This is a genomic window from Myxococcus guangdongensis, from assembly GCF_024198255.1.
Taxonomy (GTDB): Bacteria; Myxococcota; Myxococcia; order Myxococcales; family Myxococcaceae; genus Myxococcus; species Myxococcus guangdongensis.
This window is the reverse complement of record NZ_JAJVKW010000012.1, coordinates 1-20044: the sequence shown is the minus strand read 5'-3', so window position 1 is coordinate 20044 and position 20044 is coordinate 1. Positions and strand designations below refer to the sequence as shown.

The 20044-nt window shown below is 69.8% G+C and carries 15 protein-coding genes; 12 read left to right on the top strand and 3 right to left on the bottom strand.

Annotated elements, in window-relative coordinates; translation table 11 throughout:
- Positions 1–12: 12 nt before the first annotated feature.
- The gene (locus LXT21_RS31385; RefSeq protein WP_254041895.1) at positions 13–3048 is read right to left on the bottom strand and encodes a protein kinase domain-containing protein; all 3036 of its coding nucleotides are present in this window, start codon (positions 3046–3048) and stop codon (positions 13–15) included.
- Positions 3049–3329: 281 nt separating this feature from the next.
- Here LXT21_RS31385 and LXT21_RS31380 point away from each other — a divergent pair, with 281 nt between their 5' ends.
- The 9 genes from LXT21_RS31380 to LXT21_RS31340 all read left to right on the top strand — a co-directional run bounded on the left by LXT21_RS31380 (position 3330) and on the right by LXT21_RS31340 (position 13084).
- Positions 3330–3740, top strand: a complete 411-nt coding sequence (locus LXT21_RS31380; protein ID WP_254041894.1) for a hypothetical protein — start codon at positions 3330–3332, stop codon at positions 3738–3740.
- Positions 3741–3991: 251 nt separating this feature from the next.
- Positions 3992–5476, top strand: coding sequence for a CoA-acylating methylmalonate-semialdehyde dehydrogenase (gene mmsA / locus LXT21_RS31375; protein ID WP_254041893.1), 1485 nt, complete (start codon positions 3992–3994; stop codon positions 5474–5476).
- 48 nt (positions 5477–5524) lie between these two features.
- The gene (locus LXT21_RS31370) at positions 5525–6778 is read left to right on the top strand and encodes a GTP cyclohydrolase II (protein ID WP_254041892.1); all 1254 of its coding nucleotides are present in this window, start codon (positions 5525–5527) and stop codon (positions 6776–6778) included.
- Positions 6771–7982 carry a URC4/urg3 family protein gene (locus LXT21_RS31365; protein ID WP_254041891.1) on the top strand — a complete coding sequence of 404 codons (1212 nt, stop codon included), beginning with the start codon at positions 6771–6773 and terminating at the stop codon, positions 7980–7982. Before LXT21_RS31370 ends, LXT21_RS31365 begins: the two co-directional genes overlap by 8 nt.
- Positions 7983–8013: 31 nt before the next feature.
- Positions 8014–8652 (top strand): uracil phosphoribosyltransferase, encoded by a 639-nt coding sequence (upp, locus tag LXT21_RS31360; protein WP_046710324.1) that lies wholly within the window; start codon positions 8014–8016, stop codon positions 8650–8652.
- 175 nt (positions 8653–8827) lie between these two features.
- Positions 8828–9031 (top strand): hypothetical protein, encoded by a 204-nt coding sequence (locus LXT21_RS31355; protein ID WP_254041890.1) that lies wholly within the window; start codon positions 8828–8830, stop codon positions 9029–9031.
- A 261-nt stretch (positions 9032–9292) separates the two neighbouring features.
- Positions 9293–10564 (top strand): DUF4215 domain-containing protein, encoded by a 1272-nt coding sequence (locus LXT21_RS31350; RefSeq protein ID WP_254041889.1) that lies wholly within the window; start codon positions 9293–9295, stop codon positions 10562–10564.
- 177 nt (positions 10565–10741) lie between these two features.
- Positions 10742–11284, top strand: a complete 543-nt coding sequence (locus LXT21_RS31345) for an MXAN_0125 family MYXO-CTERM protein (protein WP_254041888.1) — start codon at positions 10742–10744, stop codon at positions 11282–11284.
- Between the two features lie 375 nt (positions 11285–11659).
- Positions 11660–13084, top strand: a complete 1425-nt coding sequence (locus LXT21_RS31340) for an EGF domain-containing protein (protein ID WP_254041887.1) — start codon at positions 11660–11662, stop codon at positions 13082–13084.
- A gap of 58 nt (positions 13085–13142) precedes the next feature.
- Here LXT21_RS31340 and LXT21_RS31335 read toward each other — a convergent pair whose 3' ends face one another.
- Both LXT21_RS31335 and LXT21_RS31330 read right to left on the bottom strand, forming a co-directional pair.
- Positions 13143–14387 carry a type II toxin-antitoxin system HipA family toxin gene (locus LXT21_RS31335; RefSeq protein WP_254041886.1) on the bottom strand — a complete coding sequence of 415 codons (1245 nt, stop codon included), beginning with the start codon at positions 14385–14387 and terminating at the stop codon, positions 13143–13145.
- On the bottom strand, positions 14374–14673 hold the full coding sequence (locus LXT21_RS31330; protein ID WP_254041885.1) for a helix-turn-helix domain-containing protein: 300 nt from the start codon (positions 14671–14673) through the stop codon (positions 14374–14376). Before LXT21_RS31330 ends, LXT21_RS31335 begins: the two co-directional genes overlap by 14 nt.
- 312 nt (positions 14674–14985) lie before the next feature.
- Between LXT21_RS31330 and LXT21_RS31325 the strand changes: the two genes are divergently transcribed.
- The 3 genes from LXT21_RS31325 to LXT21_RS31315 all read left to right on the top strand — a co-directional run.
- Entirely contained in the window at positions 14986–16344 is a 1359-nt protein-coding gene (locus LXT21_RS31325; protein WP_254041884.1) for a CapA family protein, read from the top strand.
- Positions 16345–16497: 153 nt separating this feature from the next.
- Positions 16498–18762: a membrane dipeptidase gene (locus tag LXT21_RS31320; RefSeq protein ID WP_254041883.1), complete on the top strand. Its 2265-nt coding sequence runs from the start codon at positions 16498–16500 to the stop codon at positions 18760–18762.
- Positions 18763–18963: 201 nt separating this feature from the next.
- A partial coding sequence (locus LXT21_RS31315) for a putative metal-binding motif-containing protein (RefSeq protein ID WP_254041882.1) occupies positions 18964–20044 on the top strand: 1081 nt, incomplete at its 3' end.

The window sequence follows — 20044 nt, the reverse complement described above, 5'->3', positions numbered from 1 at the left end:
CTTCCACGCGTGTCACCTCTTCCGGGGACGCACCAGCGCGCGCACCGGCCGCGCGGCCTTCCTCTCCACGGGCAGGGAGGCGAGGAACCCGTCCACCTCCCCCGCGCGCTCGGGCAGCTCCGCCTCCGTGAACCACCCCTTGGCCCGCGCGGCCTCCTCGCGCGCCTGGGGCACCTGTCCCGTCTGGGCCAGCGCCTTCGCCAGCGCGAACCCGGACTCCGCCAGCGCGTCCGGGGGCACGGACGGGAAGCCCACCGCCTCGCGCAGCGGCTTCACGGCCTCGCCCGCGCGGCCCAGCCCGAGCAGCGCCTGGCCCACGCCGTCCAGGGAGAACTGCAGCTTGTCGTCGCCGGGGGGCAGCACCTTCTGCTTCATCGCGAGCGCGCGCTCATACGTCTTCAGCGCGTCCTCGAAGCGGCGCAGGGCGAGCTGACACATGCCCACCTCGTCGAGCGCCTCCGCCAGCTTCAGGTTGTCCGCGCCGTAGAGGGCCTGGAAGATGTCCGCCGCCGCCTGCGCGTGGGGCAGGGCCTTGTCGTCCTGCCCCTGCTCTCGCAGCGTCATGGACAACAGGCCGTGGCGCCGGGCCACGTCGGGGTGCTGGGGGCCCATGGCGGCGGTGGTCTTCTGGAGCGCCTCCTCCATCAGCTTCAGCGCGAGCGCCGGGTCGCCGAGCGAGTTCACCACGTGCGCGAGCAGGAACGTGGTGCGCGCGCGCTTGGGGTGCTCCTCCGGCAGCTCCCTCGCGTAGAGCGCGCGGGCCTCCTCCACGCGCGCCTTGGCCACGTCGAACTGGTTCTGCGTGATGGCCAGGTTGGCTTGATTGACGCGCACGTCGCCCAGCAGCACCGGGTCTCCGCCCATGCGCTCCAGGGTGGCCTCGGCCAGCTCGCCCCAGCGCGCCGCGGGCTCGAAGTGCCGCAGCCCGTCCTCCACGAAGAGCAGCTTGTTGAGCGCCGTCGCCTTCAGCCGGTCCGCGTGGCCGGCCTCGGCGTCGAACACGGCGCGTGAGAGCAGCTTCGCGGCCTCGGTGGACTCCCCCGTCTGCTCCAGCAGCCAGCCGTTCAGGTACCGCGCCTCGGCGCGCAAGGGCAGATGGCCCGTGGCCTCGATGGGCGCCATCAGCGGCTTGACCGCCTCCAGGGCCAGGGGGTGCTTCCCCGCGTCCATGAGCGCGCGCACGTGGGAGAGCTTCTCCTCCAGCGCCTCGATGTCCGCGCGGCGCCGAGGGTCGGTGGGCAGCCGCTGCGCCGAGGCGAGCGCCTCCGCGTCCTCGCACTCCCCCAACGCGGGCAGGGCGAGCGCCGCGTCCAGCGACTTCTCCACCATCGCCGCGTCCGCGCTCGACAAGAGCGACACCGTGGCGGTGAAGTCCTTGCGCCGGCGCTCCAGGCACACGAACTGCCGGTCCAGCTGCTCCTCGGGCTTCACGCCCTGCACCTGGGTGGCCTCGCAGGCCTGCACGCGCTGCTGCTTCCACGCCTGCGCGTAGTCTCCCAGCGCGTGCGTCACGCGCTCGGCCATCGCCTTCGCGAAGGGGCGGCCCGTGGCCTCGAACGCGGTGGCCAGCTTCTCCGACGTGGAGGGTGACCACGCCGCGTCCATCTGCGCGCCCGCGTCCACGCACGTCCGCGACTGGTGCCACGCCGCGCCCGCCGTCAGCGCCAGCGTGGTGCCCAGCGCGCCCGCCGCCGTCACCCACCGGCGGCGCTGGAGCCTGTTGTGCTCCTGGGACAGGGCCTCCAGCAGCGCGGACATGGAGGGGAAGCGCGCGTCGGCCTCCAGCGACAGGCCGCGCAGCACCGCGTCGCGCACCCAGCCGGGCACCTTCGAGTCGCGCGGAGGCTCGCGCACCGCGAGCGGCGGCGGCCGGGTGGCGGTGGTCGCCAGGGCCCCCGCGGGCGTGGCGAGCGACTCGGTGCGCTGGGAGGTCTCGCCCATGCTCGAGACGACGTAGGCCTTCACGCTCCCCGGGTCGAAGGGGCGCGCGCCGTAGAGCGCGCCGTACAGCGCGGCGCAGAAGCTGAACTGGTCCGTGCGTCCGTCCAACGTCGCGCCCCGGAACTGCTCCGGGGACATGTAGTTGGGCGTGCCCACCAGCGCGCCGTGTCCGGTGAGCGTGGTGTCCAGCATCCGCCGGCTGGAGGCGAGCGTCTCGCGGGTCTCCTCGGGGAGCGGGTCCTCCTCGCGCATCTCGCCGATGGGGCGCGCCAGGCCGAAGTCCATCACGTACACGCGGCCCGCGCGGCTGATGAGCACGTTGGCCGGCTTGAAGTCGCGGTGCACCAGCCCCGCCGCGTGCGCGGCCTCCAGGCCCCGGCCCGCGTCCACGTAGCGCGTGAGGATTTCGCGCCACGAGCGCGGTGACTCCTTCAGCCACGACGCCAGCGTGCCGCCATCCACCAGCTCCATGGCGACGAAGACCTGATCGCCCCACATGCCCACGTCGAACACCGGGATGACGTGCGGGTGGGAGACGCGCGCCATGGCCTGCGCCTCGCGCAAGAGCCGCGCCCGCGCCTCCTCGGACTCGTCGTGACGGCCGTCCGGGTGCAGCAGCTTGAGCGCCACCTTCCGGTCCAGATCCGGGTCATAGGCCGCGTACACCACGCCCATGCCGCCCTGGCCCAGCCGGCGCAGCAGCACGTACCGGCCCACCTGGGAGAAGGGCGGCGCCCGGCGGCGCGCCTCGTCGGGCCCCGTGGCGGAGTCGTCACCGTGCGAGCTCCAGCCCACCTCCCGGTCCCCGGTTCCGTAGGAGCGTGAGGCCACGTCCCGGTCTCCCGCGCCGCGGGCGCCCGAGCCCGCACCCGAGCTCCCGGCGCCCAGGGACAGGGTCCCTTCGAGCTTGTCGCCCGTGCCCAGGGACATCGTCCCCTCGTGCTCGCCGCCCGTGCCCAGGGACAGGGGCCCTTCGAGCTTGTCGCCCGTGCCCAGGGACATCGTCCCCTCGTCCGCAGGCGCCGGGACGAGCGAGGCGGTTCCCTCGTCGTCGCTGCCCGTGCCGACGGAGCCCTCGCCCCTGTCGCCTGTGTCGTTCTTGGTCATTCCTGGCGCACCCTTCCCTGCAAGTGTACCCAAGCTCCTCCAGACTCCGAGGTTCTCGCCGTCTCGCGTCAGTCGCCTGGTTGCTCCAGGACAGACGTGCCGTGGCTCCCACCTCCCGAATGTGAGGTGTCCGCCAGGACCTCTCCTCCCGCGGGCGAGGTCGGAGCACAGGCCGTGATGTGGGAAGGCCACACCTGTCGCGGAGGTTCATCCAGGTGCACACGCCCACGGCGCCGGGGCGCTTGTGTCCGCGCGTCGGAAGGCGCGAGCCTGGGCGGGCCATGTCCATCCGCAAGGACTACGTCGAGCGTCTCATCGAGCAGTTCGCCGCCGCGCTGTCGCGGCTGCTCAAGGCCCGTCAGGAGAAGCGCTTCGCCGAGGCGGCGGCGCTCATCCGCTCGACGGCGCTCGACACGTTGGGGATGGAGTACTCGGCCCTGCTGATGGTGGACGCCGCGTCCACCGCGCGCCTGTTGGGCGACCCGATGCGGGTCAAGGTGCTCGCGCGACTGGTGGCCGAGGACGGCGAGCTGCACCTGGAGCAGGGCGACTCGCGAATGGCCACCGAGCGCTTCGAATACGCGCTCGCGCTGTATGCCGAGTCGCGCCGCCTGGGCCTCCCCCACGATGCGGAGGACTCCGCCGTCCTCGCCCGCCTCCGCGGGTGGTTGGGCCCCGGCGCGAGCGCGTGAAAGACAACACCGCCGCCTGAGTCCGCCCGCACCCGTCAATGAATGACGCGGCGCGGCCCATGACGCCATGCATTGGAGTCGGTGTCGGATGTCTTTGCGTGAGGCGGGTCCTGTTCCCGACAGGTGGAGTGCCTGGGTGCAGGACAGTCGCCCGGCATTCTGGCGGGCGGCGCCGGGGTGGGTTGCGGTGATGTCTGTGTTCGCGGATACGATGAAGCGCACGTCCTCGTTGCCATGTCTGGGGTGTGCGCTTGTCGTTCGTCGAGCTTCCCGAGAGCGTCGTTCCGTGTCGAAACCTGGTGGGAGGCGAGTGGCTGGTGCCGCAGGGCGCGACGCTGCTCGATGTCCGCAGCCCCTACACCGGCACCGTCATCGGCCGGGTTCCCCTCACGCCCGCGGAGGGTGTCGCGCAGGCGGTGGAGGCCGCGCGCCCCGCCGCCGCGCTGTGGCGCAACCTGTCGCCGCGCGAGCGCACCCAGCCCCTGTTCCGCTTCCGGAGCCTGCTGGAGCGGGACTTGAATCGACTCTCCCACCTGGCCGCGAGCGAGGCGGGCAAGACGGTGGCGGAGGCGCGCGCCGGGGTGCTCAAGGGTCTGGAGGTGTGCGAGTTCGCGCTGTCCCTGCAGAACCTGGACAGCGGCGCGCACCTGGAGGTCAGCCGGGGCGTCACGTGTGAGCTGCGCCGCGAGCCGTTGGGCATCGTCGCGGGCATCACCCCGTTCAACTTCCCGGCGATGGTGCCCATGTGGCTGTTCCCCATCGCGGTGACGCTGGGCAACGCCTTCATCCTCAAGCCGTCGGAGAAGGTGCCCCTCACCGCGTGCGCGCTGGGCGAACTCATGCGCGAGGCGGGCTATCCCCCCGGCGTCTTCTCCGTCGTGCACGGCGCGCGCGAGACGGTGGACGCGCTGGTGGCGCACCCGGACGTCAAGGCGCTGGCCTTCGTGGGCTCGTCGGCCGTGGCGCGGCAGCTCTACGCGCGCGGCGGTGAGCGCGGCAAGCGCGTGCTCGCGCTGGGCGGCGCGAAGAACCACCTCATCGTCGCGCCGGACGCGGACCCGGAGCTCACCGCGCAGGCCGTGGTGGACTCGTTCACCGGCTGCGCGGGCCAGCGCTGCATGGCGGGCAGCGTGCTCTTGGCGGTGGGCGACATCGAGCCCTTGCTCGAGGACATCGCCCGGCGCGCGGCGAGGCTCGAGGTGGGCCCCGGCATGGGCGCCATCATCGACAAGGGCGCGGTGGAGCGGCTGGAGGCGGCCATCGCCCGCGCGGCCACCGAGGGCGCGCGCGTCACGCTGGACGGGCGCGGCAAGCGTCCGGTGGGCGAGGCGTGGGCCGGCGGCAACTGGCTGGGCCCGTCCATCCTGGACCACGTGCGCCCGGACATGGAGGCCGCCAGGCGCGAGCTGTTCGGCCCGGTGCTGTCCATCATCCGCGTGCCCACGCTGTCGGCGGCGCTCGCGGTGGAGAACGCGTCCACCCATGGCAACGCCGCGTCCATCTTCACCACCAGCGGCGCGGTGGCGCAGGCGGCGGTGGAGGGCGTGCGCGCGGGCATGGTGGGCGTCAACGTGGGCGTGCCCGTCCCGCGCGAGCCGTTCTCCTTCGGCGGCACCGGTGAGTCGCGCTTCGGCCACGGCGACATCACCGGCGTCTCCAGCCTCGACTTCTGGACGCAGCTCAAGAAGGTCACCCGCAAGTGGTCGGCTCGCACCGACGGCTCGTGGATGAGCTGAGCGTCTCCTCGCACGAGCTCCAGTCGCGCCCGCAAGGAGGGCGCTCCCATGGCAGACAAGAAGCCCTTCAATTCCATCCGTCTCACCTCGCATCCGGATGGCGACACGCCGAGCGTGCCCATCCGCTGGGGTGAGGCGGAGCCGCTGCGCCGAGGGCCCGTGGTGGCCACGCTCACCGAGCCCGGCCACCGCAACGTCATCGGCACGCACGCGGGCTCCTACGCCGTCTACCGCGCGCTCGCCGTGGCCGCGGGCATGCTGCCGCAGGACCACCGCGCGGACCTGAAGGACACCTCGCCCGCCGCGGAGATTGGCCCGCATCCGTCCTGGAGCAACCCGGACCGCATCGTCTCCCTGGACCCGTGGGGCGCGGTGGCGCCGCAGGCCTTCCGTCCCTTCTACGAGCAGGGCGTCGACTTCCGTCCCACCATCGCCGTCACCCGCGCGCACATCAACCTGCCGGAGCTGCGCGACGCGGTGGAGGCGGGCCGGCTCGTCCCGGACGGCGACCTGCTCACCGCCAACGGCGACATCAAGGTGGTGAAGGCCGCGGTGGACCCGGTGTGGCACCTGCCGGGAATCGCGCGGCGCTTCGGCCTGACGGAGAGCGCGCTGCGCCGCGGCCTCTTCGAGCAGACGGGCGGCATGTTCCCGGAATTGATTACGCGCCCGGACCTGCACGTCTTCCTGCCGCCCATCGGCGGGCTCACGCTGTATGCCTTCGGCGACATCCGCTCGGTGTCCAACAAGGACATCCCGCTGGCGGTGCGCGTGCACGACGAGTGCAATGGCTCGGACGTGTTCGGCAGCGACATCTGCACCTGTCGGCCGTACCTGGCGCACGGCATCGAGGAGTGCGTGCGCACGTCGCAGGCGGGCGGCGCGGGCATCATCGTCTACCTGCGCAAGGAGGGCCGCGCGCTGGGCGAAGTCACCAAGTTCCTGGTCTACAACGCGCGCAAGCGCCAGGAGGGCGGCGACTCCGCGGCCACGTACTTCCACCGCACCGAGTGCGTGGCGGGCGTGCAGGACATGCGCTTCCAGGAGCTGATGCCGGACGTGCTCCACTGGCTGGGCATCACCCGCATCCACCGCTTCGTGTCGATGAGCGACATGAAGCACGACGCGATTGTGCGCTCGGGCATCGAAATCCTCGAGCGCGTGCCCATTCCCGAGGAGCTGGTCCCCGCCGACGCGAAGGTGGAGATGGAGGCGAAGAAGGCGGCGGGCTACTTCACCAAGGGCCCCGTGGCGGACGCGGTGGGGCTGGCGCAGGTGAAGGGACGGGGCCTCGATGTCTGAGCGGCCCGTGGGGAGGACGCAGGTGTCCCCGGCCGTCGCGTGGCTGCGCACCCCCGCGGCCATCCGTGAGCGCTGCCACCAGCTGCTGGAGCTGGGGCTCGCCGGGAAGCTCACGCACTTCCACGTGGAGCCCGCGCGGCTGTCGGCCGTGGTGGACACGGTGCTGGCCGTCACGCGCGAGGCGTACCCCACGCTGGACATCCCGCTGCACAGCCGCTGGCGTCACTTCGACGCGGGCGGCGTCCCGCGCGTGGCGGAGCTGGAGGCGCGGCTGAAGGACGTGTCGCCCGAGGAGCGCGCGCGGGCGAAGCTGGACCTGGCCGTGGTGAGCGTGCTGCTGGACGCGGGCAGCGGCCCCAAGTGGCGCTACGTCGAGCAGGGTGGGAAGACGTGGGCGCGCTCGGAAGGGCTGGCGGTGGCCAGCTTCCGCATGTTCATGGACGGCGTCTTCTCGTCGGACCCGGCCCGGCCGCTGTGCGCGGACGCGGAGGGGCTGAGCCGGCTGTCGCTCGACGCGCTCGCGCGGGGGCTCCAGGTCTCCGAGTCGAATCCACTGGATGGGCTCGAGGGCCGGCTGCACCTGATGCACGGCCTGGGGCGCGTGCTGCCACGGCCCGGGACGCTGTTCGACCTGGTGGTCGCGCAGGGCAAGAGCGTGCGCGCCTCGGAGCTGCTGGGGCACGTGCTGGAGCAGCTGGGGCCCATCTGGCCGGGGCGGGTGATGGTGGACGCCGTCAACCTGGGTGACGTGTGGCCGCACTCGGCGCTGGGCCCGGTGGAGGGCGTGGAGGCGCTGGTGCCCTTCCACAAGTTGTCCCAGTGGCTGACGTACTCGCTGGTGGAGCCGCTGGAGGAGGCGGGCGTGCGCGTGGTGGAGCTGGACGGGCTCACCGGCCTGCCCGAGTACCGCAACGGCGGCCTCTTCGTGGACCTGGGCGTGCTGGTGCCCCGGGACGCGCGGCTCACGAGCGAGGCCCTGCGCCCGAGCGAGGAGCCCATCGTCGAGTGGCGCGCGCTGACGGTGGCGCTGTTGGACCGGGTGGCGGCGCTGGTGCGCGGCCGGCTGGGGATGAGCGCGGAGGAGCTGCCCCTGGGCAAGGTGCTGCAGGGAGGCACGTGGACGGCGGGGCGCAAGGTGGCCGCCGAGGCGCGCCCCGGCGGCGTGCCGCCCATCCGCGTGGACAGCGACGGAACGGTGTTCTGAAAACCCGCAGGCCCGACGAGGGAGGGACGCAATGGAGTTCCCCAACTGCACCGTGGTGGACCATCCACTGGTGAAGCACAAGCTGACGCTGATGCGGCGCACGGAGACGAGCACCGCCACCTTCCGCTCGCTGCTCCAGGAGATTTCGCTGCTCCTGGCGTACGAGGCGCTGCGGGACTTGAAGGTCCGCGACGAGGACATCCAGACGCCCATGGCGCCCATGCGCGCGCCGGTGCTGGAGGGCAAGAAGCTGGTGCTCGTGGCCATCATGCGCGCGGGTCAGGGCATCCTCGACGGCATGCTCCAGCTGGTGCCCTCCGCGCGCGTGGGCCACATCGGCCTGTACCGCGACCCGGAGACGCTGACGCCGGTGGAGTACTACTACCGCGTGCCTGGGCAGCTGGCGGACCGCGACGTGGTGGTGTGTGACCCGATGCTCGCCACGGGCAACTCCGCGGTGGCGGCGCTCCAGCGCGTCAAGCGCAGCAAGCCCGGCTCGCTGCGCTTCGTGTGTCTGCTGGCCTGTCCGGAGGGACTCGCCAACCTGCGGGAGCATCACCCGGACGTGCACGTCTACACCGCCGCGGTGGACGAGAAGCTCAACGAGCACGGCTACATCATCCCGGGCCTGGGCGACGCGGGCGACCGGCTCTTCGGCACGAAGACCTGACGCTCGCCAATGCCTGTCATGGATGACCCCGGGTTCTTTCGGGCCCAGGGGCGTCTGTGTCTTTGATTGTCGCGGGCGCGGGGGCCGAATCGCCTCGCATCCCTCCTGGGGGCCGTGAGCCCATGCCGGGCCTGGCCTTCCTCGGGGGGCCGAGGGACACGATGATGCGCGGAGGATGCGGCTGGGGCCGGGTGGCTTCGAGTGCCAGGGGCCCGAGGCGGTCTTCTGGGCCCGGGGGCAGACGCCTCCGCGCGGGACGTATGTGGTCTGCCTGCTCGCCCAGGGCTTCGACCCGCCGATGGGCGAGACGGCGCCGGTGGACTGCACCCTGCGGATACGCAGCAACGGGCAGGATGTTCCCCCATCACCGGACGCCTGAGCGCCCCGCCGGCCTCGTTCGAGTGCACCGAGGACAGCGAGGCCCGCATCGGGACCTTCAGCTGGCAGCCTTCGCCGTGACGTGAGGTGCCTGGGCCCGCCGCGGAAGCGCTGGGGCGGGCCCGCGTCGCGCGGCAGCGGGGTGGGATGCGGGGCCAAGGGTTCGACATCCATCAGCCTTGTCCCAGGGTCCAACGGGGCCCGCGGAGGACGGCGAGCAGCATGGCCGTCCCCAATTCCGGGGGGATGCCAGGAGCGCGAAGTGGCGAATCGTCTGGATGGAAGGTCGTCGGTCTTGTTGTGGGGCGCGTTGGGGCTGGGGCTGCTCGGCGCGTGTGATGTCATCGCGCCTGACGAGCGCCCGGAGTCGGGCCAGGCGCAGGCGCTGTCCGCGCACCCGTATGCGAACGCGGTGGCGCCGGGGACGAGCGCCGTGGTGTTGAACCCGAACGGCGCGGTGGGCGCTCCGGATGGGCAGGTGGCGACGCTGGTGTCCGTGTTGAACACGGTGCTCCTGCTGGACATGGGCGAGCCGGAGATGGGCGACCTGCGGGTGTATTACCGGGGCCTGTCGCTGGCCCTGGTCGCGCAGGTGGACTTCCTCGATGCGCACGGCGCGCTCATCGGGACGGGCCTGCTGCACCTGGTGGAGCTGGGCCTGGGCACGCACGTCGCGGTGGTGCTGAACCCCAAGCCAGGCAAGCCCTACCGCTATGTGCGGCTGCGCGGCTCCGTGCTCGGCCTGTACGGCGTCGACGCGGTGGAGGCCGAGGGGTACGCCTTCTGTGGTGACGGACGCGTGGGCGGCGCCGAGGTCTGTGACGACGGGAATCAGCAGTCCGGGGATGGGTGCGACAGCGTCTGCCAGGTGGAGCCGGGCTACGCGTGCGAGGGCTCCGCGCCGAGCGTGTGCGAGGACATCGACGAGTGCGCGAACGGCACCGACACCTGCGCGCCGGAGGAGGTCTGCGTCAACACGCCGGGCGGCTTCGAGTGCGAGGCACCGGCCTGTCTGCCTCCGCGGCTCGTCTGTGACGGCGTCTGTGTCGACCCGAGCAGCAATGACAGCCACTGTGGCGCTTGCGGCAACGCCTGTGGACCGGGCCGCAACTGCGCGGTGGGCACGTGCGTGGGGACGGGCACCCTCCAGTTCACCGCGACCTGGGGACGGGAGGGGGACGCGGACCTCGCCGTCGACACGCCGACGGGCAAGCGCATCTTCTTCGCGAACAGAGGCCCCGACGAGGGGACGGACTTCGGCGAGCTGGACGTGGATGCCATGGGGGGCATGGGCCCCGAGAATGTCTTCTGGGCCTCGGGACGGACGCCACCGAGCGGGACCTATGACGTCTGCCTGTACTCCGTCAGCTTCTCTCCCGCCCCGAGCCCCGAGACGCCGGTGCCCTATGTCCTCAGGGTCCGACGCCTCGGACAGGCGGACCTCGTCATCACCGGGCAGGTGACCGTCTCCCCGCGCTCCTTCGAGTGCGCCCCGGGCGAGGATGGCCACATCGCGTCCGTCAGCTATCCGTGACACGAGGCCCGGGTCCGCGCCAGGCAGGTGGGCTGGGTGGACCCGGGCCGGACGTCGGGTGACAGGCTGTCTGGGTGGAGAAGGTTGCCCTGGGCAACGATGTCTGGCTCCGCGCTCCGTGAGGGGTCAGGATGCGAACCCGCGCAGGGGCCGACATTCGAGGCGGAGGTTTCGAGGATGCGAACGACGTTCATTCCCCGGGGTCTGTCCATGGTGTTGGCGGCGGTGGTGGTGGGCTCGGCGTGGCCGGCCCGGGCCGAGAGCGAGCCGTGTGACTGCGTCACCGAGCGACAGAGCGTGGTGTCGGAGAAGCCGTGCCTCATCATCTCCACCTACGCCACGTGTGGCACCAGCCGAATCCGCAATGCCTGTGACGAGCCCGTGACGCTGGTGGGCTGGCCCCTGGCGGGCTGTGAGGGCGCGACAGTCTGTGACGAGGAACTCCTGCCGAACGAGGAGGTCTCCTTCTACTTCGCCAACGACAAGCGCGAGGACCCGCTGCGGAAGGGGCAGGTCGAGGAGCGCTTCGAGGAGGAGCACTACGTCGTCTCCGTGGACGGCCAGGAGCACGACGTCGTCGTCTCGGCGAACGTGTCCTGTGTGTCGCGGGACACGTCGTCGGGAGGCTGTTCTGCCACGTCCACCGGTGGCGGGCTGTTGCTCGGGGGCGTGCTGGCCCTCCTGGGCGCGATGCTCCGGAGTCGTCACGCCGGGCGCTGAGCCGAATCGTGTCTGTCTTTGATTGAGACACGCGGTCCATCCGGGAGGGGTCTCCGGGTGGACCCGTGGGTCTGACATGAACCATGTCGTCATGTTTCGAGAAACATGTGTCTGCCGTGTTCTCGAAAAGAGAGACATGTTGGTGCTCATGTCTATGAATATGACGAAGGTTCAATGAGGATGTCGACTGTCTCTCGCCCAGGCGGGCCTGCGCGGCTGGCATGTCGGCTCGCGCACGGCGTGAGGGGCTGCTCGCGGAAAATCGCGGCAGGAAAAATCCATCATGCGTTCCATGGGGGCGACGGAAATCCCCGACGTCATCTGCTTGCACGCGGGCTTTTTCCGTCCAGCCAGACAAGCGGAATGGAGCAAGACATGAAGGTCGATCGTGGTGTCACGGCGTCGCGCTGGTTGAGCGCGGCGTTCGCATTCGTCGTGGGTGGTTGCGGAGTCGGGCTCGAGGAAGACACGTTGCCGACGGAGGACGTGGTGACGCGGGAGCAGGCGCTGGCTCCGAACTACGCGAACGCGGTGGTCCAGAGTGGCGTCACGCTGGTGGCCAATCCGCAGAACGCGGTGGGGGCGCCGGACGGGCAGACCGCGAGCTTCCTGAGCCTGTTGGGCGGCGCGCTGACCTTGGACATGGGGCAGGGCGAGGAGGGCACGGGGCCCCTGCGCATCTACTACCAGGGGTTGTCGCTGGGGGTGGTGACGCAGGTGGAGTTCCGGCGCTCGGACATGAGCATCATCGCGACGGGGCAGGCGCAGCTGCTCGACCTGGGCCTGGGGACGCACTCCACGCTGGTGTCGTACATCCAGCCGGCGCCCTACCGCTACGTGACGCTGCGAGGCGCGGTGCTGTCGCTGTACCAGGTGGACGCGGTGGAGGCCACGGGGAGCGCGGGGACAGGGCTCTGTGGGGACGGGATGGTGGGGACGGGCGAGCAGTGTGACGACGGAGGCCGGGTGGCGGGTGATGGCTGTAGCGCCACGTGCCAGATGGAGCCGGGCTACACGTGCCTGGGCCAGCCGAGCGTGTGCCATGACGTCAACGAATGCACCAACGGCGCGGCGCGGTGCTCGCCGAACGCGCACTGCGCGAACACGCCGGGCAGCTACACGTGCACGTGCCGGCCGGGCTACACGGGCAATGGCTTCACGTGTGTGGACATCGACGAGTGCGCGATGGGGATGGACACGTGCCCGGCGGGTGAGCAGTGCGTGAACACGCCGGGGGGCTTCGAGTGCAATCCGGCGAGCTGCATGTCGCCGAGGGTCCAGTGCGGCTCGGTGTGCGCGGACCTGTCGTCGGACCCGAACAACTGCGGCTGCTGTGGCAACGTCTGTGGGGCGGGGAGGACGTGCGCGTCGGGCGTGTGCGTGGGCGGTGGTGGTGGCGGATGGGAGCCGCTGCGGTTCACGGCGACGTGGGGTCGGGACGGAGACGCGGACCTGGTGGTGCGGACGCCGACGGGGAAGATTGTGTCCTACGGCAACCCGGGGCCTGGCGTTGCCACGGACCAGGGGCGGTTCGAGGGGGACGTGGCGAGCGGGATGGGGCCGGAGAACGTGGCCTGGGCCGCGGGGACGACGCCGCCGGCGGGGACGTACGACGTGTGCCTGAAGGCGGCCAACTTCCACCCGGCGGCGGGGGAAGCGAGCCCGGTGCCCTACTCGGTGACGGTGAAGCGGGCGGGGCAGGCGGACCAGGTCTTCACGGGAGCGCTGAAGCGTCAGGACGTCGGCGACGAGTGCCACCCGAAGCACCACGCCTACGTCGGCTCCGTCGTGGTCCACTGAGGACTGTGTGAGGAGGACCTCCGGCGCGTGGGCCTGCGGGCCTTCGCGCTGGAGGTGTTCAGGGGGTGTACTCGAAACCCTCGTAGTCGAACGCGCGTGAGATGGCGTTCAGGTCGGCCGCCGTGCCTCCGCATTCCGTCACGACGTCACGCCAGCGCGCGGACACGGTGGCCTTCATCTGGTCGATGAGCCGGCTCGCTTCGTCACGGGACACGCGGAACCGACCGCACTCGCTGAGCAGATTGGTGCGGTTGGCGCGGCGGTTCTTCGTGCTCCCGACCTCCATGGCCAGGTCCCGCTCGATGCTGGCCTGGGGTGCGGGTGTGAGGTCATAGGCGGGAGAGAGGTTCCACGCCGTGCCTGGGGCGATGAGCGCGTGGTTGCGCGGATGGTCATCGACATTCGAGATGAGCGCGTTGAACACCATGCGGGAGAACAGCTCCCGCAGGTCCTGGTCCGGATGGGCGACCCAGCGCTTCAGTTCGTCCGCGAGCAGGAGATAGGACCACTTCGAGCGGTCCAGTGGATTCTCGTCGGCACGTAGGACGGTCAGCGCGCTGACCATGCGGTGTCGCAAGTAGCCGCCGCCGTCCACGCGTTCCCGGTCGAAGCGACGCACCAGCAGGACATCCTGTCCGGCGACGGAGAGGACTCTGCCGAAGGCGGCGCGCAGTCCACACTCTTGCGCCAATCGCAGCATGCCGGCTTCGACCACGGCATTGTTCCAGCGGTCGTTGCGCGCGGGGAACTTGGCGACCCACAGGCCCTCGTCGTCCTCGACGACGTTCTTGGGCCGTGCGCCACCCAGGGAGCTGCCGGGCTGGATGAGTGAGTCCACCTGGGGCGTCGATGGCGCGAGGCCCTGCTCGATGCGAGCTGCTTCGCGCATGAGGACGTCCAACTGGAGGACCTTGTTGAACTGGTGGATGGGCGCGGGTGGTGCGGTGTCGACGCCGAAGGACAATGCTCCCGCACGGTCTTCGGGCGAGTGCAGGAGGAAGTCGACCTCGGTGAGTTCCGCGCGGCCGAGCTGACGCTCGATGACGGTGCGTCCCCAGGCATCCGGAGAGGAGTCCCTCAGCGCGCCGAAGATGCCGCCGAGCCTGGCGGTCTCGAAGGTGTTCGAGCCCAGGGGGAGGTCGAACTTCTCCAGCTCGACGGCGAGGGGATTGGACCGGTAGCTCCTTCCGTAGACGAAGCGACCGACGCCGTCCCTCTGTTCGAAGAGCCCGCAGGTGACGACGTCGAGCGAACCCGGAAGCTGGATGTAGACGTAACAGCGGAGGGCTTCAGAAGTCGGCATCCAAGCTCCTCGAGGAAGAGGCCCGCTTGGGTTGGCGAGCGGCTTCGAGTGTCTTTCCTTCCTCGTCACGGTCAGGAGAGGCGAGATTCGCGAACTCGCGCTCGAGCCCCAAGGCCCACAACACCACGAAGTACGCGCTGATGGCGGTGGTGGGACTTCCCGCCTCGATGCGCTTGAGGGTGCCCAGGGCCAGCCCTGTCTTCTTCGCGAGGTCGACTTGCTTCAGTCCGCGACGAAGCCGAGCGCGAGTGATGTTGGCGCCCAGGGTGGTGATTGACCGGGTCACTGTGAGGGGAATCGTCTCCTGGGTCAGGTTCTGTCGAGGCATGCGTGGGCCGTGGAGGATACCACCAATCTATTGGTCGCAGAACAGGTTTTCGGCCCATAGATTGATGCCTGCCTGCTGGGCTTCCCTCGGAAAACGGGCTCCGTCAGGGGCTGCAGAACACCGAACGCGCGGCGGGCCGGGAAGACAAACGTCGGTCGAGAGGCCCTTCTTGTTCTCATCCTCCAAGAGAGGGATTCGATGAAACACCGCGTCGAGCCCGCGGGGGCGGGGGATTCCGTGCGGGTGGTGGGGCTGGACTAAGGTGTGGGCGTGCCTTCGCCTGTCTTGTTGTTGGTCCCCGTGCTGTTCGCCGCCGCGCCCACCCACGTCGAGCTCGTGTTCGGCGGGGATGTGATTCCGCATGGGGAGGTGAAGACGGTGGCGAAGCTGCACGCGCGCAACGGCGCCGAGCCTCCCGAGGGCGGGCCCTCGCCGTCGCTCAACAACGAGGGCTGGGACCACATCTTCGGCCCCATCGCGGACGTGCTGCGCACCGCGGACATCGGCGTCCTGAACCTGGAGACGCCCGTCACGGACAACAAGAAGGCGGTGACGCGCGAGCTGCTCTTCAACGCACCGTCGGCCATGGCCCGCGCCATGGCTCGCGCCGGCGTGAAGGTGGTGTCCACCGGGAACAACCACGCCAGGGACCAGCTCCCCACGGGCCTGGTGGAGACGCTGCGACACCTGGATGCGATGGGTCTGCGCCACACGGGGACGGGCGCGACGAGGGATGCCGCGTGGGAGCCCGTCTTCATGGACGTGCGGGGCATGAAGGTGGGCTTCCTGTCCTTCACGCGCTGGCTCAACGGCTTCAGCAACCCGAAGGACGCCGAGGCGCCGCACGTGGCCTTCGTGCCGTACCCGCAGCACCGCTTCCACCGAGGCCTGACGACGGACGAGGTGACGCAGAAGGTGCGCGAGCTCTCGGCCCAGTGTGACGCGCTCATCGTCCTGGTGCACTGGGGTGTCGAGTACGCGGACAGCCCGCACCCGGATGACCGCAAGCTGGGGCAGGCGCTGCTGGACGCGGGGGCGCTGGCCGTCGTGGGGCATCATCCCCACGTGCTCCAGCCGCTGGAGGGCTACACCACCGCGGACGGACGGCGAGGGCTCATCGCGTTCTCGCTCGGCAACCTGGTGGCGAACCAGGACCGCTTCTATCTCCACGCGCCCAAGCCGAAGAAGGGCGTGGCCGGCGACAAGCGAGACTCCATGCTGCTGCGAGTCTCCCTGACGCGCCCGAGCCCGGAGTCGAGGGTGGTGCTGGGCGACGTCGCGGTGCTGCCCGTCTGGATTGAGAACAACGCCGTGGGCCGCAAGCGCAAGGAGACACGCAACATCCAGCCGGTGCTCATCGACCGGGAGCTGGAGGCGGTGACGGAGCGCCTGGCGACGCTGGCCGCGCGTCCCGCCCCGCAGGACAAGGAGACGAAGGAGGAGCGCGCGGAGCTCGAGCGCCGGCTGGATGGCTCCCGTCACCGCAGGGAGCGAATCCTCCGCATGCTGCCCGAGGGCTTCGCCGTCGCCTCCCCCGCGCTGCGACAGCGAGCCACCGCATACATCCCTCCAGCCTACGTGCCGCCCGTCTACGAGGCCCCCGTGGTGTCGGAGCCCGCGGGCCCCTGATTCGCGACGCGGTGCATCAGCGTTGCGTCAGTCACGGCATGGCGTCGACTGGCTTGAACTCCGGGTGTGAGGTGTCGCTAAGTGGGGATCTCCACCTGAAGGGAGTCCCCCATGTCCCGTCCGCGTCTGCTGCGATGGTGTACCACCTTGGTCATGGCATCCGCGTTGTCCTGCGTGCCTGTCGAAGAGGGCGAGAGCCCCTCGTCACCCGCGGAGGCTGAAACAGAGAAGACGGCGAGGCTGGCCGGCGTGCCGGGCTTCGCGGAGCTGCACCACCACATGTTCGCCGAGGAGGCGTTTGGTGGTGGTTGGTTCCACGGCACGGTGACGGACGCGCTCACGCGGTGTGACGGAGGGTGGCCGGAGAGCGACCACGCGCGGGTGCGGATGGACTTGAGCCACCTGCTGAACCTGTGTCCGAACTCGAAGAACATCGACCTGCGCGGGGTGCCGGTGCTGTCGCAGCTGTTCGGCGTGGCGGGCGCGGTGGGCTCGGAGTTCCTGGGCAAGATTGAGGGCACGCAGGGCGACACGGGCCTGCACGACGGGCGGCGCAACCCGAACAGCGAGTGGCCGCGCTGGGACACGATTGCGCACCAGCAGTCGTGGGAGGGGTGGCTGCGCCAGGCGCACCAGGGCGGCATGTCGCTGGTGGTGGTGTCGGCGGTGAGCAACGGCTTCCTGTGTGATGCGTTGCCGCCGCAGAACCGCACGCGGGCGTGCGACGAGATGATGGACGTGGAGGTGCAGCTGCAGAAGGCGCGCGACTTCGCGGCGACGCGGGACTGGGTGGACCTGGCGCTGACGCCGGCGGACGCGCGACGCATCATCGGCGAGGGGAAGCTGGCGATGGTGTTGTCCATCGAGACGAGCAAGCTGTTCGGCACGAGGGACTGGCGAGCGGAGCTGGAGCGCTTCCACGGGTTGGGGGTGCGCACGTTGCAGCCGGTGCACCAGCTGGACAACCGGTTCGGTGGCGCGGCGCCGCACAACGCCATCTTCCAGGCGGCGCAGTTCCTGGAGAACTGTCACATCGACTCGGACTGTGGGCTGACGGTGGGCGGGATGACGTTGGGGTTCGACGTGGATGGGAGCTGCAAGAACACGAAGGGTCTGACGGGCGAGGGGCGGCAGCTGGTGCAGGCGATGATGGACAAGGGGATGCTCATCGACCTGGCGCACCTGTCGGAGAAGGGCATCCAGGATGCGTACTCGGTGGCGGAGACGAACAAGTACTACCCGCTGTACGTGAGCCACGGGCACTTCCGTGAGGTGATGAACGGGAAGCTGGCGGAGAACGAGAAGACGACGCCGGCGTGGGTGGTGCAGATGTTGCGGCGCACGGGCGGCATGTTCGGTCTGCGCACGGCGCATGACGAGACGCGGACGTATACGAAGTCCGGCGTGGCGAACAACTGCCAGGGGTCGACGCGCTCGTTCGCGCAGGCGTACGAGTTTGGCCGTCAGGGGTTGAAGGTTCCGATGGCGTTCGGCGCGGACTTCAACGGGTTCATCCAGCAGACGCGGCCGCGGTTCGGAGACCACGGGGCGTGCTCGGCGGGGTTCGAGGCGGAGGCGGACGCGCAGGCGCGTCAGCAGGAGCTGCAGGGGCCTGGGCGGTTGGGGACGGCGTTCGACGAGGCGGGTCTGGCGCACGTGGGGTTGTTGCCGGACATGGTGAAGGACCTGAAGAACCTGGGGGTGAACACGGCGGGGCTGACGGGCTCGTCGGAGACGTTCATCCGGATGTGGGAGCGGGCGGCGTTGCCGCGGGTGGGGATGGCGGACCCGGCGAACGACATCGACACGTCGGGGGTGGCGGCGTGGGTGAAGCCGGAGGACCGGGAGGCGGCGTACCCGACGGTGTGTGGGAAGCACTACGCGCCGGACAGCAAGGACATGAACGAGCAGTGCCGGTTCGACGATGAGTGCCTGACGGAGCAGTGTTCGTCGGTGTTGTGCAGCCTCATCAAGGGGCGGTGTGTGTGCAACGGGGACGAGGACTGTGGCGGGGTGGGGTACTGCCAGAAGGACACGCCGGGGAATCCGGCGGACAACGACTGTGTGCCGAAGAAGGCGGACTGGGTGTCATGCAGTCGGGATGGGCAGTGCCAGTCGGGGGCGTGTGGCGGGTGTGCGAACGCGGTGGGGTGGTGCTACACGCCGGATTCGAAGGGGTACGGGGAGACGTGCAAGTCGGATAGGGAGTGCAGGACGGACCGTTGCAGCGCGGACTGTTACCTGAATCCGACGGGCAGTTGCCTGTGCGACAGCGACTCGCACTGTGGTGCGAGCCAGTACTGTGGCTGGGGGCTGAACTCGGGCAAGTGCCAGAACAAGAAGGGCCGAGGGGCGGCCTGCGGCTCTGGCCGCGAGTGCCTGTCGGGCACGTGTCGGTGGTCCTTCACGTGTAAGTAGGCGACAGCCTTGGGGATGCCGGGGGCCGCAGGGCCCCTGGTGTCCCTGGGTGCGTGGATGTGGCGCTCGGAACCTTGGAATGCTGGGGGAAGGGGGAGCCGGGACGGCAGGGTGGGACTTTTGCCGGGAGGCTGACGGCAAGGGGGCGCGGAGTACGAGGAGAGCGCCAGGGGACGGAGGGGTGCGGTAGAGTGCGGCCCCATGCGTCGCATAGCCCTATTCCTGTTCCCGTTGCTGCTGGTCGCGTGCTCCAAAGACAAGGAGCAGGCGAACGTCGCCATCGACATTGCCTACACTCCCAGCTTCAAGAAGGGCTGCATCGTGATGCAGGCCGTCGATGAAGCGAATGCGGAGAATGTGCTGACGCACTCCTTTGACGGAGAGAAGCTCGCGAATCAGGCACCCCCGCTGAAGTTGGCGGTGCTCCTACGGGAGGGGTGGGGGACGGACGTTCGAGTCACCGTCCGCGCGCACGAGCAGGGCTGCAGCGGCAAGCAGGTGGATGAGAAAAGCCTGGTGGTCGACCTCTCGGGGACGGGGGCGAAGCCGAAGAGGACCGTGGAGCTTGAGACCCCGGACGCGGATGGGGACGGGTTTGTCGCTGTTTCGAGCGAGGCGGGGAAGGGCGGCACCGACTGCGACGATGGGGACGCGATGCGCAACCCCTCGCAGCAGGAGGTTTGTGACGACAAGGATAACAACTGTCGTAACGGGGTCGACGAGGGACTGCCTCTGGTTGCGATGTTCCGGGACTTGGATGGAGACGGGGTGGGTGGCGAGGCGATCCAGCACTGTGCCCCAGTGGCCGGTGTCCGTGGATATGCGACGGTTGGCGGGGACTGCAAGGACGACAACGAGAACATCGCTCCCGGCAAGACCGAGGTCTGCGACAACGAAGACAACAACTGTGACGGGCGTACCGACGAAGGCTTCGACAAGAACTGGTATCTGGACGATGACGGTGACGGGGTGCCGCGAGCAGGCGCCACCGTTCAATGTGACTCGCCTGGAGCGAAGTACAAGCAATATCCTTCGGGGCCTCCGTTCGACTGCAGAGACGATGACATTAGCGTCGCACCTGGCAAACCGGAGCTTTGTGATAACAAAGATAACAACTGCGACGGAGATACTGACGAGACCTTCACCACGAAGGGTAATTCCTGCAACAACCTGAGTTGCACTGGGACGGTCGTCTGCAATGCCGCCCAGAATGGTGTCGAATGCAATGCGCAAGCCCCGCGAATGTTCTATCCGGACAAGGATGGAGACTTGGACGGAGACA